The sequence below is a fragment of the Sphaerisporangium cinnabarinum genome (assembly GCF_055567015.1).
Genome location: NZ_JBVHRG010000003.1, coordinates 235,494 through 248,992, shown reverse-complemented (window position 1 = coordinate 248,992; position 13,499 = coordinate 235,494). Strand labels below are relative to the sequence as shown.

Here is a 13,499-nt window from a genome sequence, read left to right as displayed (position 1 = left end):
CCTCGGGACGGGCTCCGGCTCAGCCGGCGTCGCCCGCCCCGACGCACGCGCGCGTCTGCGGGACCTCCATGACCGCGCGGCCCAGGTCCGCGATGAACGACGTCGAGTGCCCCTCCGTCACGGCGGGCGGGACGACGACCTGCACCGCGGGGTCGCGGCCGTAGGTCGTGAACGACCACGTGCCCTCGTCCTCCACGACGAGCCAGTCGACGCTGCCCCCCTCGGACACGACGCTCTGGCACGTCGTCGTCGTGGGCCCGGGCACCTCGACGCCGCACCGCAGCGTCACCGCGGCACCGGGTTCGCCCCACGCGGCCGTGGCCTGGCTCGTCGTGCCGACCTTCGGCAGGTCCTCGCCCAGCGAGTCGGGCAGCGCGAGCACGACGTCCGCGCACAGCGGGTTCTGGGCGTCGTCCGCCACGGGCACGCCGACGCGCGGCGCGCACGCGGCGGTGGTGGCCACGACGCCGAGCAGCGCGGGCACCGCGAGGGCGCGGACGAGCCGGCGCCCCGACGGCCGGGGGGACCCCGGGAGGGTGGAGGGGGAGCGGGGAGGGACGACGTCGAGCACGCGACCACCGTAGCCGCCCGCGACCGGTGCCCGTGACCGCCCGGGCGGCGACTAGGGTGGCCGCGTGAGCGAGACGCCCCTGCTGGTCCGCGACGTGCCCGAGGAGGCGCTCCTCGCCCGGATCCTCCCCCTGCTGCCCACTTCCCCCTCGACGATCGTCGGGCCCGGGGACGACTGCGCGGTCGTGGCCGCGCCGGACGGCCGCTACGTCGTGTCCACGGACGTCCTCGTCGAGGACCGGCACTTCCGTCGGCGCTGGTCGACGGGGTACGACGTCGGTCGGCGCGCCGCGGTGCAGAACCTCGCCGACGTGGTGTCCATGGGCGCGCGCCCTGCGGCGCTCGTCGTCTCGCTCGTCATGCCGGGCGACCTGCCGGTCGACTGGGTCACGGGGCTCGCGCGCGGGCTGGCCGACGCGTGCACCCCGCTCGGCGCCGCGGTCGTCGGCGGCGACCTGTCCGGAGGGGACCAGGTCGTGGTCGCCGTGACCGTCCACGGGGACCTGGAGGGCCGGGATCCGGTGCTGCGCGGCGGGGCCCGTGCGGGCGACGTCGTCGCGCTCGCCGGGACCCTCGGACGGTCCGCCGCGGGTCTCGCGCTGCTCGACGCCGGTCGCCCGGACGTCGACGACGCGCTCGTCGCCGCCTACCTGCGTCCCGACCCGCCGCTCGCCGCGGGCCCGGTCGCGGCCGTCGCCGGGGCCACGGCGATGATGGACGTCTCGGACGGCCTGCTGCGCGACGCGGGCCGGGTCGCGCGGGCGAGCGGCGTCGTCGTCGACCTCGGCACGGGCGCGCTCGACGCCGACCGTTCCCGGCTGCGTGACGCGGCCGTCGTGCTCGCGGGCGAGGACGACGGGGCTGGACTGGTCGACGAATGGGTCCTGTCCGGGGGAGAGGACCACGGCCTGCTCGCCACGTTCCCCGCGACGACGCCGCTCCCTGCCGGGTTCCGACCGCTCGGCACGGTGCGTCCGGCGGGCGACGACGGCGCGGGCGTGCGCCTGGACGGCACGGTGCCGCGCCGGCCGTCGGGGTGGGACCACTTCCGCGCCTGAGCGCGGGCGTCAGCTCCGGCGGTAGCGCACCGCGGTGAGGTCCTTGCCGCCGATGTCGTCGCGGCGCTCGACCCCGTCCGGGCTGAACCCGTGCCGGCGGTAGAACCGGCGCGCGCGCTCGGCGTCCTCGAGGACCCAGAGCGTCACGGTGGTGCCCGGGCCCACCTCGCCGAGCATGGTGCGCATCAGGTCGCGCGCGACGCCGCGGCCCCAGGACTCGGGGTCGAGGTAGATGGCGTAGATCTCGAGGTCCCCGGGCTCGGCGTCCTCGTCGCGGCCGGGGCCGAGGGTGGCGAAGCCGATGGTGCGGCCGTCGGCGTCGGCGAGCCACGTGCGCGCGCCGGCGGTGCCGAGGCTCTGGACCCAGTGCTTCTCGCGCTGGTCGTGGTCGAGCGAGGCGAGATACTCGTCCGGCACGATGCCGGCATAGGCGCCGCGCCACGACGCGATGTGCACGGCTGCGATGGCGCGCGCGTCCGCGGGGCCGGCCGGGCGGATCGTTACCTCGCTCAGTTCCGTCACCATGTACAAAGACTGCCACCCGGGCGGAGATACACCAAGCCCGTTTGTCCGGATCTTCAGGAGATCTCCGGAGGTCGGACGACCGTTCGACGGGGGCGCAGACGACGAGAGCGCCCGCCGGGGACCGGCAGGCGCTCTCGTGGAGGAGTCGCGCGACTCAGGCGGGGCGGGTGACCTTGCCGGCCTTGAGGCACGAGGTGCACACGTTGAGGCGCTTGGGCGTCCCCGCGACCACGGCGCGCACGCGCTGGATGTTCGGGTTCCAGCGGCGCTTCGTGCGGATGTGGGAGTGCGAGATGCTGTGCCCGAAGCCCGGGCCCTTGCCGCAGACGTCGCAGTTGGCAGCCACGGTTTCTCCTGATCGTCGTGCACGTCGCGCACGCAGCGGCGACGTCCTGAATGGTCTGTAGGGTGTCCGGCCCGGTGTCCCTCGGCGGCTCCTCGACGGTGTCGAGGGCGCGCGAAGCACCCGGGCAACCTCGTCAGGGTAGCCGATCCGAGGGCCTCAGCTCAAACCGGGTCCGCGTCGCACGGATCACGCCGGACCCCGGGGCGCCTCTGCCCACGACCGCGGGCCGCGTTGACTACCGTGGTCCCGACGACCGCCGGGTCGTCCGACCCGCCGCGCGCGGCCGGGCCGTCCCCCAGCGTACGAGGAGCCGTCCCGACGTGAGCCCCGGAGCCGACGTGGTCGACGCCGCCGTCGTCGTCGCGTGGGGTCGTGGTGGCGTCCACGCCCTCGCCCAGGCGCGTACGTCTCTCGACCGCGTGAACGTCTTCCCCGTGGCCGACGCGGACACCGGCACGAACATGTACCTCACGCTGCTCGACGCCGTCCGGGCGCTGCCTGCCGGGGCGGCGGCCGGGAGCGGCGCGGGCGACCTTCTCGTGCGTCTCGCGCGCGGGGCGCTCGTCGGGGCCCGGGGGAACTCCGGCGTCATCCTCAGCGAGTACCTGCGCGGGCTCGCGCTCGAGCTCGCCGAGCACCGGAGCGTCTCGGGCGCGGCGCTGGCCGCCGGCCTGGACCGTGCCGCGCGCACGGCCCGTGGCGCTGTCGCGCGCCCGGCGCCGGGCACGATCCTCACCGCAGCCGACGCGGCGGCACGCGCAGCCGCGGTCGTCGTCACCGACGGCGACGCCTCGCCGGGAGCCGTCGCGGCGGCGGCGCGGGACGGAGCCCGTGCGGCGGCGCTGCGCAGCACCGACGAGCTCGACGTGCTGGCGCGGGCGCAGGTGCTCGACGCCGGCGCCCTCGGCCTCGTCCTCGTGCTCGGCGCGCTCGTCGCCGCGCTCGACGAGCGGACCGGCGAGCCGGACCGCGGGCACGTCGACGAGCGGACCGACGAGGCGGGCGACAGGAGCGCCGACGAGCGGCTCGACGAGCAGATCGGCGGGCTCGGTACGGCCCCGGCGGCCACCGCGCCGGTCGTGTCGGAGGTGCTGGGCATGATGTCCGGCATGACGCCGGTCACCGGGTCGTCCGCGGCGGCGCCGGGGACCTCGGCCGCGCACGAGGGGGGCGAGTTCGAGGTGATGTACGTGGTCGACCTGCCGGGCGGCGCTCTCGGCGACGCCGCCGGCCTGTCCGCGGGACCGGGGGAGAGGCTGCGGTCCGACCTGTCCGGCATCGGGGACTCCGTCGTCGTCGTCGGCGGTGCGGGCGAGGACGGGTCGGGGCTCTGGCAGGCGCACGTCCACACCGACGACCCGATGGCCGCGGTCGCGGCCGGGCGGGCGGTGCTCGCCGACGCCTCCGGCCGGGACTCGCAGGGTCACGCGCAGGAGCCTGCCGCGCTGCGGCAGGTCCGCGTGCGCCACCTGACCGGCGCGCACGGGGACGGGCACCTTCCCGAGACCGGTGACGCGTCGGCGGACCGTGGCCGGTCCGACGAGGCGGGGATCGTCGCGGTGACCACCGCGCCGGGGCTCGTCGCGGACCTCGCGCGCGCGGGCGCCGTCGTGCTCCTGCGCGAGGCGCCCGGCGCGCCCGACCTCGCGGCGCTGCACCGCGTCGCCGTCGACGCGCGCGCGGCGCACGTCGTGGTGCTGGCCGGCGGCGACCTCCCCGAGCGGGACGTCGCGACGCTCCGAGCGGCCCTGCGCGAGGACGGCGTCGAGACGCTCGAGGTGCTCCCGGCGCCGACGGACCTGCACGTGACGGTCGCCCTCGCCGCCGCCCAGCTGGCCGACGGCCGCGCGCGCGTGGACGCCGTCCGGTCGGCGCTCGACACGGTGCGCACGTCCCGAACGACGACGGCCGGTGCGCACGGTCCTGAGGTCGCGGCCCGGCTCGTCGGGCTCCTGGAGGCGCTGCTCGCGAGCCCCGCCGAGGTCGTCACGGTGCTCGCGGACGACGACGTCCCGCTCCCGGCGCTCGACGAGCTCGCCCCCGCGGCCGCCCGGTCCGGGGCCGAGCTGGTGCTCCTGCGCTCGGGCCGGGACGGCGGCACCGTCGCGCTCGCGGCGGAGGGCGCCGTCGTCCACCACGGCACGGACGAGGCGGTGGGGGCATGACGGACCGTCTGGCCGAGCCGCTGACCCGGGCCGTCGGGACGCGCAGCGCGGGGCCGCTCGCGAAGCTCGGCCTCGAGACCGTGGGCGACCTGCTGCGCCACTACCCACGCCGCTACGGCGACCCCGGCCGGCTGACGGACCTCGGCGGGCTCGCCCTCGGCGAGCACGTGACGATCGTCGCCCAGGTCCGCAGCGCCACCGTCCGGCGCATGCGCAACCGCGCGGGCGCCATCCTCGAGGCCGTCGTGACGGACGGCCCGCAGCAGCTCTCGCTGACGTTCTTCGCCAAGAGCCCCAACGTGCTGCGGTACCACGAGCAGCGGCTCGCGCCGGGTCGGCACGGCCTGTTCACGGGCGTCGTCGGCCTCTACCGGGGCACGCGCCAGCTCACGCACCCCGACTACAAGATCATCGGCATGGACGACGACGCCGAGGACGCCGAGAGCGCCGTCCTCGAGGCGAGCCGGCCCATCCCCATCTACCCCGCGAGCGGGAGCATCCCGAGCTGGAAGATCCAGCCCGCCGTGCGGACCGTCCTCGACCCGCTGCGCGAGGAGGACGTCCCCGACCCGCTGCCCGACGCCGTCCGCGAGCGGCACGGGCTCGGCACCCGGCTCGAGGCGCTGCGCGACGTCCACGAGCCGTACGACGAGAAGCAGTGGCGCCGAGGTCGCGACCGCCTGCGGTACGAGGAGGCGTTCGTCCTCCAGGCCGCGCTCGCGCAGCGGCGCGCGCGGGCCGCCGCCGAGCCCGCGACCGCCCGCCCGCCGCGCCCGGAGGGCGAGCCCGGGATCCTCGCCGACTTCGACGCGGCGCTGCCCTTCACGCTCACCCAGGGGCAGCGCGACGTAGGCCGCGAGATCGCCGACGACCTCGCGCTCGCGCGACCGATGCAGCGGCTCCTCCAGGGCGAGGTCGGCTCCGGCAAGACCGTCGTCGCGCTGCGCGCGATGCTCCAGGTGATCGACGCCGGCGGACAGGCGGCGCTCCTCGCGCCGACCGAGGTGCTCGCCGCGCAGCACGCGCGGACCCTGCGGGCGCTCCTCGGTCCGCTCGCCGAGGGCGGGTTCCTCGGGGGCGCCGAGCACGGGACGCGCGTCGCGCTCCTCACGGGCTCGCTCGGCGCCGCCGCGCGCAAGGAGGCCCTGCTCGACGCCGCGAGCGGCGCGGCGGGGATCGTCGTGGGCACGCACGCGCTGCTCTCCGAGAACGTGCAGTTCGCCGACCTCGGGCTCGTGGTCGTCGACGAGCAGCACCGGTTCGGCGTCGAGCAGCGCGACGCGCTGCGGGCGAAGGCCCGCACCGCCCCGCACCTGCTGGTCATGACGGCGACGCCGATCCCGCGCACCGTCGCGATGACCGTGTTCGGCGACCTGGAGACGTCGTCGCTCACGGAGATCCCCGCCGGGCGGTCGGGCATCACGACGCACGTCGTGCCCGCCGGGAACCCGGCCTGGATGGAGCGGACGTGGGCACGCGTGCGCGAGGAGGTCGACGCCGGGCACCGCGCGTACGTGGTGTGCGCCCGCATCCACCCGGACGAGCCGGACGCCGGCGCGGGCGGCACGGGGGACGACGACTTCGACGACGTCCCCGACTTCCTGCTCGACCCCGAGGAGCCCGACGCCGTCGAGCGGGCACCGCTGCGCGCCGTGCTGGAGGTCGCGGAGGAGCTCCGCGCCCACCCCCGGCTCGCCGGGCTCGCGATCGGCGTGCTGCACGGGCAGATGCCTCCCGCGGACAAGGACGCCGTGATGGCCGACTTCGCGTCGGGTGCGGTCCAGGTGCTCGTCTCCACGACGGTCGTCGAGGTCGGCGTCGACGTCCCGGAGGCCACGGCGATGGTCGTGCTCGACGCTGACCGGTTCGGCATCTCCCAGCTCCACCAGCTGCGCGGGCGCGTCGGGCGCGGTTCCGCCGCCGGGCTGTGCCTGCTCGTCTCGACCGCGCAGCCGGGCACGCCCGCCGCGACGCGCGTCGAGACGCTCGCCCGGACGACGGACGGGTTCGAGCTCGCCACCGTCGACCTCGAGCTGCGCAGCGAGGGCGACGTCCTGGGCGCCGCGCAGTCCGGGCGGGCCAGCTCGCTGCGGCTCCTGCGGGTCGTCAAGGACGCGGACGTCATCGAGACCGCGCGCGCCGACGCGGCGCAGGTCGTCGCGCAGGACCCGGACCTCGCGGACCACCCGGCGCTCGCCGCCGCGATCCGCGAGCAGCTCGACCCCGAGCGCGAGGAGTTCCTCGAGCGTGCGTGACGGCCGGGCGCCGCGGCCTCTGCGTAGGGTGGGCGCGTGACGAGGATCGTGGCGGGAACAGTCGGTGGGCGCACGCTGCAGGTCCCGCCCCGCGGCACGCGGCCGACGAGCGAGCGCGTGCGCGAGGCGATCTTCTCCCGGCTGGAGCACCTCGGCGTCGTGGACGACGCGCACGTCCTCGACCTCTACGCGGGCTCCGGCGCGCTCGGCCTCGAGGCGGCGAGCCGCGGGGCGGCCGACGTGACGCTCGTCGACTCCGCCCGGGTCGCGGCCGACGTCGCGCGGCGCAACGTCGCCGCGCTCGGTCTGCCGAACGTGCGCGTCGTCGCGCAGCCCGCCGAGGCGTTCGTCGCCGGCGTGGCGGCGGCCGCGGCGCAGCGGACGGCGGCCGGAGACGCGGTCGGAGCGGCCGGGGCGCCGACGCCGGGGCGTGCGGGCCACGGCCCCTATCACCTCGTGCTCGTCGACCCGCCCTACGACGTGACGGCCGAGGCGCTCGAGCGCGTCCTCGCCCACCTCGCGGTGCCCGGCGTGCTCGACGCGTCGGCCGTCGTCGTGGTCGAGCGCTCGACGCGCACGCCCGAGCCGACGTGGCCCGCCGGCTGGGAGCTGGTGGCGCACAAGGACTACGGCGAGACCGCGGTGTTCTTCGTCGGCCCCGAGCTCCCCGACGACGTGTAGCCCGTCGACGGTTCTGGCTCGTCCGGGTCGGCTGACGCACCTGGACCGCCTGCTCGGCCGGGGCTGCCTGGTCAGGTCGTCGGGGCGCGGGTCTCGGCCGGGGCGAGCGTGCCGACGGGCACGGTCGCGAGGGCGGCGGGGTCGTCCGGGTCGACGAGGCGGACGCTGTCCCCGCCCGCGGCGTCGAGCAGGCGGCGGGCCGCGGCGTCGTCGGCGAGCGTGCCCTCGCTCTCGCGGAGGTTCTCCGCGAGGAAGGCGCGCAGCGGTGCGGCCGGGACGTCGTCGCCGGCGGTGTGCGGCCCGAGGGGGAACGACACGAGGAGGAGCGCGGGCACGCGCTCGCCGCCCGGGCCGTCGCCGGGCTGGAAGTAGGGCAGCGCGAGGACGCGGGCGCCGAGCCGCGCGTAGAACCGGAGCCGCGCGACCGGGTCGCCGTAGGCCTCGCTGCCGGCGTGGTGCGCGGGGTGCTCGACCTCGCCCACGACGACGAGCGGGTCGAGCGTGCGCCAGTCCTCGAGCGCGGCGGTGACGAGGCGGCCACCGACCCCGCCGCCGCGGCGTCCGGGGGCGATCGCGAGGTAGAGCACGAGGAGGACGCGTGCGTCGGCGAACCACTCGCCGACCACCCCGGCGACGACGCGGCCCTCCTCGACGACGCCGAGGCTGCGCAGCCGCCCGCTCGCGTGGGCGTCGAGCAGCTCCTGCTCGTCGACGAGCTCGGCCGGAGGGAACGAGGGCGCGAGGACGTCGCGGTGCAGCGAGCGCAGCAGATCCGGGTCGGTGAGCGGCACGACGGCGGGGGTGGTCACGCCGACCATCGTCGCGCCCGACGACGGTCGGCGCGCGCCCGGCCGCGCCGCCGGGGTCCGGCGGCCCCCGTGTACTACCGTGACGAGGTGACCACAGCCGTCTGTCCCGGGTCGTTCGACCCGATCACCCTGGGCCACCTCGACATCGTCCGCCGTGCGCGCGCCCTCTTCGACGAGGTCGTCGTCGGCGTCGCCCGGAACGCGTCGAAGTCGGCGCTCCTGAGCGTCGACGAGCGCGTGGACCTCGCCCGGTCCGCGGTGCGGGACGCGGGGCTGGACGGCGTCCGCGTCGAGGTCGTGCCGGGGCTGCTCGTCGACTTCTGCCGGGAGGCGGGCGCGACGGCGGTGGTCAAGGGCCTGCGCGGTGGCGCGGACTTCGACGCGGAGCTGCCGATGGCGCTGATGAACCGGCACCTCGCGGGCGTCGAGACCGTGTTCGTCGCGGGCGACGCCGCGCTCCTGCACGTGGCGTCGTCGCTCGTGAAGGACATCGCGCGGTACGGGGGACCGGTGGACGACCTCGTCCCGCCGGGGGTGGGCGACGCCGTCCGGGCGGCGCTGGCACGGACGCAGGGGACCAGCAGGTGAGCACGACGGGAAGGACCGGGTACGTGAGCGAGCAGCAGGGCCGACGGACGACGCACGAGGACCACGCGGGCGAGGAGGCGCAGGTCGGGTTGAACGCGATCCTCGACGATCTCACGCACCTCGTCGAGTCGGCGCGCACGATGCCGATGTCCGCCTCGGTGCTGGTGCACAAGGGCGACGCGCTCGCGCTCCTGGACGAGCTGCGGGGCGCGCTGCCGGAGCAGCTCGCGCACGCGGACGAGGTGCTCGCGCAGGCGGACGCCGTGCTCGAGGACGCGCACCGACAGGCCGAGGAGATCCTCACGACGGCGCGCGCCCGCGCGATCGAGCTGGTGCAGACGGAGCAGGTCGTGGTCCAGGCGGAGGCGCGTGCCCGCGACATCGTCGACGAGGCGGACGAGGCGGCGGCCGTGCTGCGGCGCGACGCCGACGACTACTGCGACCGGCGGCTCGCGGACTTCGAGGTGGACCTCGGCAAGCTGCTCGCGCAGGTCCAGGCGGGCCGCGCGAAGCTCGCGGACCGGCTCGGCGACCGCTTCGGCGACGCCGACGAGTCGCCGTTCCCGGCGACGATGCGCGAGCGCGGCGGCGAGCGCGCGGCCCGCTGACGACCGGCGGGCCGGCGTCCCCGACGGCCGCCGCGGCCGGCACCGCGACGGTGGCGACCACGGCGTCCGGTGACGTAAGATCGATGTTTGGGCTCGTCGCGTCACGCGTCGACCCGTGCCTGGCACCCGCCGTCGAGCGGTCGCCGGCCCCCGACCATCGTTGACCACCGTCCGCGGGCACCCACGCCTGCGGGCTCCGATCCTGGAGCGCACCATCACCGCCGAGAAGACGTCGCCGCTCGTGCTCGACACGCACGAGCTCGGTCGGCGACCCGGGAGCATGCTGACGGTCCGTCGGACCGTCCCCGCGCCGGCCGACCTCGGGACCGCCGTCATCGGCATCCCCGAGGGCAGCGAGCTCGAGCTCGACCTGCGTCTCGAGGCCGTCATGGAGGGCGTGCTCGTCTCCGGGACGGTGACGGGCCACGCGGTCGGGGAGTGCGTGCGCTGCCTCGACACGGTGCACGAGGACGTCTCGGTCGAGCTCGGCGAGCTGTTCGCCTACCCGGAGCGCGCCAAGGCCGCCCAGGAGTCGGGCGACGACCTGGAGGACGCCGAGGACGTCTACGAGCTGGACGGCGACCTCGCGGACATCGAGCCCGCGCTACGGGATTCGGTCGTCACTGCACTACCATTCAGTCCGGTGTGCCGAGCGGACTGCCCGGGGCTGTGCTCCGAGTGCGGTGCGCGCCTGGCGGACGACCCGGGCCACACCCACGAACTTGTCGACCCTCGGTGGTCGGCGCTGGAGAGCATGTTCGACACCTCGAACGTGTCCGACGAGACGAAAGAGAGCTAGCCGTGGCTGTTCCGAAGCGCAAGATGTCGCGCAGCAACACCCGTGCGCGTCGTTCGCAGTGGAAGACGACCGCCGCGAACCTCACGACCTGCCCGCAGTGCAAGGGCGACAAGCTGTCGCACGCGGCGTGCCCGACGTGCGGTACCTACAAGGGCCGCCAGTACGCCGAGGCGCTGCGCACCGAGCACGCAGGCTGAGGCGCGTGGCACCGGCTGCACCGGCATCCGGTCTTCTCGAGAAGCTCGGGGTCCATCTGGACCCCGAGCTTCTCGTGCTTGCGCTCACGCACCGGTCGTTCGCGCACGAGAACGGCGGCATCCCCACGAACGAGCGTCTCGAGTTCCTCGGTGACACCGTCCTGGGCCTGGTCGTCACGGAGACCCTCTACCGCCGCCACCCCGACCTGTCCGAGGGCGAGCTCGCCAAGATGCGGGCCGCGACCGTCTCGCAGAAGTCGCTCGCCGCGATCGCGCGCCGGCTCGGCCTGGGGCAGTACGTGCTGCTCGGCAAGGGCGAGATCCGCACGCGCGGCAACGACAAGGACTCGATCCTCTCCGACACGGTCGAGGCGATCATCGGCGCGGTCTACCTGAGCCACGGTCTGGAGCCGGCCCGCGGGCTCGTGCTCGAGCTCGTCGAGCCGACGCTCTCGGCGGCGGCCGGTCTCGGTGCCGGGCTCGACTGGAAGACGTCGCTCCAGGAGGCCGCGGCCGCGGCCGGGCTGAGCGCGCCCTCGTACTCGAGCGACGCCGTCGGGCCGGACCACGCGCGGGTCTTCACGTCGTACGTGCACCTCGACGGCCGCCTCTACGGCACGGGCAGCGGGACGGCGAAGAAGTACGCCGAGCAGGAGGCCGCGGAGCGCGCGTACCGCGCGCTGGCGACGGAGCAGGCCGAGCGCGAGCGCGAGAAGGGGAGCGAGGACGGGGACGCAGCCCCGGCCTCGCCGGTCGCGACCGAGGACGCCGGTGCCTGAGCTGCCCGAGGTCGAGACCGTCCGCGACGGTCTCGCCCGCCACGTCGTGGGCGCTCGCGTCGTCGACGTGGAGGTGCTCCGGGACTACAGCGTGCGGCGACACGACGGCGGGCCGGCGGGCTTCCGCGACGAGCTGCTCGGTCAGCGGTTCGGCGCCGCGGTGCGGCGCGGCAAGTTCCTCTGGCTCCCGCTCGAACCCGCTGCCGGGTCCGACGACGGCCCCGCCGCCGCCCTGCTGGCCCACCTCGGGATGTCGGGCCAGCTCCTCGTCCGCTCGGGCGTCGCGCTCGCCGACCGCTCGCCGCACCTGCGGGTGCGCGTGGTGCTCGAGCACGACGACCGCACCGCGTACGGCGCGCAGGCGCTCGACTTCGTCGACCAGCGCACGTTCGGGCACCTGTCCGTCCAGGACCTCGTCCCGACGCCCGACGGCGCCCCCGGCGGCCTCGGGTCCGACCTCGCCGCGGTCCCGTCTCCGGTCGCGCACATCGGCCGGGACCTGCTCGACCCGTCGCTGCGGCGCGACGACGTGGTGGACGCGATCCGGCGTCGTCGGACGGGCGTCAAGCGCGCGCTGCTCGACCAGACCGTCGTGTCCGGCGTCGGCAACATCTACGCGGACGAGGCGCTGTGGCGCGCCCGGCTGCACTACGCCCGCGCGACGGACACGCTGCGCCGTCCCGAGGCCCACCGCCTGCTCGACGCGGCGGCCGAGGTCATGACGGAGGCCCTGGCGCAGGGTGGCACGAGCTTCGACGCCCTCTACGTCAACGTGAACGGGCAGTCGGGCTACTTCTCGCGGTCGCTCGCGGTGTACGGGCAGGAGGGCGAGCCGTGCCCCCGGTGCGGAACACCCGTGAGGCGCGACGAGTTCATGAACCGCTCGTCGTACACGTGCCCGCGCTGCCAGCCCCGCCCCCGCAACGGCCGCTGGTAAGCCCCCCGACAGCGCCCCCGACGCTGAGTGCAGGAGAGAGTCGCGTCCGGTCGACCCGGACGCGACTCTTTCGTGCACTTAGCGGGGGACGACGTTGCGGAGCTCGCGGCCCCCGCGCAGCGCGTCGAGGTTGGCGTTCACCAGCTCCGACGCGCGCTGCGGCCGGTTGCCCGCGACGTGCGGCGTGAGGATCAGGCGCGGCGCGTCCCACAGGAGCGACTCCGCGGGCAGGGGCTCGGACTCGGTGACGTCGAGCGCGGCGCCGCCGAGCCGACCGTCGTGCAGCGCGGCGACGAGCGCGCCCTCGTCGACCGTGGCGCCGCGGCCCACGTTGACGAAGACCGCGTGGTCGGGGAGCTGGTCGATCCGCGCGGCGTCGAACGCGTGCCGCGTCGTGCCGAGGGCGGGCAGGAGCGAGACGAGCACGTCGGTCGAGGCGAGCACGTCGGGGAGGTCGTCGTCGGTCACGACGGGGAAGCCGTGGCGCTCGCCCCGGCGGCTCGCGACGCCCGTCACGTCCGCGCCGAGCGCCGCGAGCAGCGGCGCGAGCCGGGCCGCGATCGAGCCGAAGCCCCACACGGTCACGCGCGCGCCGTCGAGCGTGTAGCGCGCGGCCGTCACCGGGTCCGCCTGCGCCCGGTTCACCGCGGTGTCCCACCGGTGCTCGCGCTGCGCCGCCCCGAGCACGTCGAGCCGGCGCACGGCCGCGAGGACCAGCGCGAGCGCGTGCTCGGCGACGGGGCCGTCGTGCAGGGACCGGCCCGACGTGATCGTCACGTCGGGTCCGAACCCGGCCGCGAGCACGGCGTCGGGGCCGGCGGCGAGCGTCTGGACCCAGCGCAGGCGCGTGAGCCGCGCCGCGGCGTCGGCCAGGTTCTCCGGGGAGGCGCCCCACACCACGAGCACCTCGGCGTCGGCGTCCTCGGGGCGGAACGGGGCCGCGGCGTCGTACACGACGACCTCGTCGTCCGGTCCGGCGTGCACGTCGAGGGCGATGGTGCCGGGCACGAGGATCTTCAACGCTGCTCCCAGGGGGTGGTCCGTGGTGTGGTCACGGCCCCGGCGCTGCGCGGGCGGGCCGCCTCGCGAACGTATCACCGCGTTCGTGGTGGCCCCGTGCCGGCCCGCCGCCGGCCCGCTGCCTGCCCGGCGCCGACCCCGCGCCCGTGCAGCTCCGGTCCG

At 76.2% G+C, this 13,499-nt stretch carries 15 protein-coding genes; 10 read left to right on the top strand and 5 right to left on the bottom strand.

Annotation, left to right across the window (positions count from 1 at the left end):
• Positions 1 to 19: 19 nt before the first annotated feature.
• Complete coding sequence (locus tag ACZ4MO_RS06735; protein WP_255437070.1) at positions 20 to 571, bottom strand: DUF3515 family protein; 552 nt, start codon at positions 569 to 571, stop codon at positions 20 to 22.
• 64 nt (positions 572 to 635) lie between these two features.
• Between ACZ4MO_RS06735 and ACZ4MO_RS06730 the strand changes: the two genes are divergently transcribed.
• Complete coding sequence (locus ACZ4MO_RS06730) at positions 636 to 1,628, top strand: thiamine-phosphate kinase (RefSeq protein ID WP_175008294.1); 993 nt, start codon at positions 636 to 638, stop codon at positions 1,626 to 1,628.
• Between the two features lie 9 nt (positions 1,629 to 1,637).
• Here ACZ4MO_RS06730 and ACZ4MO_RS06725 read toward each other — a convergent pair whose 3' ends face one another.
• Both ACZ4MO_RS06725 and rpmB read right to left on the bottom strand, forming a co-directional pair.
• The gene (locus tag ACZ4MO_RS06725; protein ID WP_021483587.1) at positions 1,638 to 2,153 is read right to left on the bottom strand and encodes a GNAT family N-acetyltransferase; all 516 of its coding nucleotides are present in this window, start codon (positions 2,151 to 2,153) and stop codon (positions 1,638 to 1,640) included.
• 154 nt (positions 2,154 to 2,307) lie between these two features.
• Positions 2,308 to 2,499, bottom strand: coding sequence for a 50S ribosomal protein L28 (rpmB, locus tag ACZ4MO_RS06720; protein ID WP_024840757.1), 192 nt, complete (start codon positions 2,497 to 2,499; stop codon positions 2,308 to 2,310).
• A gap of 320 nt (positions 2,500 to 2,819) precedes the next feature.
• Between rpmB and ACZ4MO_RS06715 the strand changes: the two genes are divergently transcribed.
• The 3 genes from ACZ4MO_RS06715 to rsmD are packed head-to-tail and all read left to right on the top strand — an operon-like array spanning position 2,820 to position 7,600.
• On the top strand, positions 2,820 to 4,664 hold the full coding sequence (locus ACZ4MO_RS06715) for a DAK2 domain-containing protein (protein WP_186810377.1): 1,845 nt from the start codon (positions 2,820 to 2,822) through the stop codon (positions 4,662 to 4,664).
• A complete protein-coding gene (gene recG / locus ACZ4MO_RS06710) occupies positions 4,661 to 6,919 on the top strand; it encodes an ATP-dependent DNA helicase RecG (RefSeq protein ID WP_175008296.1) in 2,259 nt (752 codons plus the stop codon). Before ACZ4MO_RS06715 ends, recG begins: the two co-directional genes overlap by 4 nt.
• A gap of 36 nt (positions 6,920 to 6,955) precedes the next feature.
• Positions 6,956 to 7,600, top strand: a complete 645-nt coding sequence (gene rsmD, locus ACZ4MO_RS06705) for a 16S rRNA (guanine(966)-N(2))-methyltransferase RsmD (protein ID WP_175008297.1) — start codon at positions 6,956 to 6,958, stop codon at positions 7,598 to 7,600.
• A 71-nt stretch (positions 7,601 to 7,671) separates the two neighbouring features.
• Here rsmD and ACZ4MO_RS06700 read toward each other — a convergent pair whose 3' ends face one another.
• Entirely contained in the window at positions 7,672 to 8,409 is a 738-nt protein-coding gene (locus tag ACZ4MO_RS06700) for a GNAT family N-acetyltransferase (RefSeq protein ID WP_175008298.1), read from the bottom strand.
• Between the two features lie 87 nt (positions 8,410 to 8,496).
• On the opposite strand from ACZ4MO_RS06700, the gene coaD reads away from it, so the two are divergent.
• The 6 genes from coaD (at position 8,497) to mutM (ending at position 12,317) form a co-directional block, all read left to right on the top strand.
• Entirely contained in the window at positions 8,497 to 8,997 is a 501-nt protein-coding gene (gene coaD / locus ACZ4MO_RS06695) for a pantetheine-phosphate adenylyltransferase (RefSeq protein WP_074809926.1), read from the top strand.
• Between the two features lie 23 nt (positions 8,998 to 9,020).
• On the top strand, positions 9,021 to 9,605 hold the full coding sequence (locus ACZ4MO_RS06690) for an ATP synthase subunit B family protein (RefSeq protein ID WP_255437072.1): 585 nt from the start codon (positions 9,021 to 9,023) through the stop codon (positions 9,603 to 9,605).
• Positions 9,606 to 9,765: 160 nt separating this feature from the next.
• Positions 9,766 to 10,404 (top strand): YceD family protein, encoded by a 639-nt coding sequence (locus tag ACZ4MO_RS06685; RefSeq protein ID WP_499278651.1) that lies wholly within the window; start codon positions 9,766 to 9,768, stop codon positions 10,402 to 10,404.
• A 2-nt stretch (positions 10,405 to 10,406) separates the two neighbouring features.
• Positions 10,407 to 10,601 (top strand): 50S ribosomal protein L32, encoded by a 195-nt coding sequence (gene rpmF, locus ACZ4MO_RS06680; protein WP_021482203.1) that lies wholly within the window; start codon positions 10,407 to 10,409, stop codon positions 10,599 to 10,601.
• A gap of 5 nt (positions 10,602 to 10,606) precedes the next feature.
• Positions 10,607 to 11,380: a ribonuclease III gene (gene rnc, locus ACZ4MO_RS06675; protein ID WP_255437073.1), complete on the top strand. Its 774-nt coding sequence runs from the start codon at positions 10,607 to 10,609 to the stop codon at positions 11,378 to 11,380.
• Positions 11,373 to 12,317, top strand: coding sequence for a bifunctional DNA-formamidopyrimidine glycosylase/DNA-(apurinic or apyrimidinic site) lyase (gene mutM / locus ACZ4MO_RS06670; RefSeq protein WP_175008299.1), 945 nt, complete (start codon positions 11,373 to 11,375; stop codon positions 12,315 to 12,317). Before rnc ends, mutM begins: the two co-directional genes overlap by 8 nt.
• Before the next feature lie 78 nt (positions 12,318 to 12,395).
• Here the strand turns inward: mutM and ACZ4MO_RS06665 are convergent, their stop codons facing one another.
• Positions 12,396 to 13,337 (bottom strand): NAD(P)-dependent oxidoreductase, encoded by a 942-nt coding sequence (locus ACZ4MO_RS06665; RefSeq protein ID WP_175008300.1) that lies wholly within the window; start codon positions 13,335 to 13,337, stop codon positions 12,396 to 12,398.
• Between the last annotated feature and the right edge of the window lie 162 nt (positions 13,338 to 13,499).

Excerpts from the sequence above, each read along its gene's own strand:
- recG (WP_175008296.1), top strand. The coding sequence starts at position 4,661 with ATGACGGACCGTCTGGCCGAGCCGCTGACCCGGGCCGTCGGGACGCGC.
- ACZ4MO_RS06725 (WP_021483587.1), bottom strand. The coding sequence starts at position 2,153 with ATGGTGACGGAACTGAGCGAGGTAACGATCCGCCCGGCCGGCCCCGCG.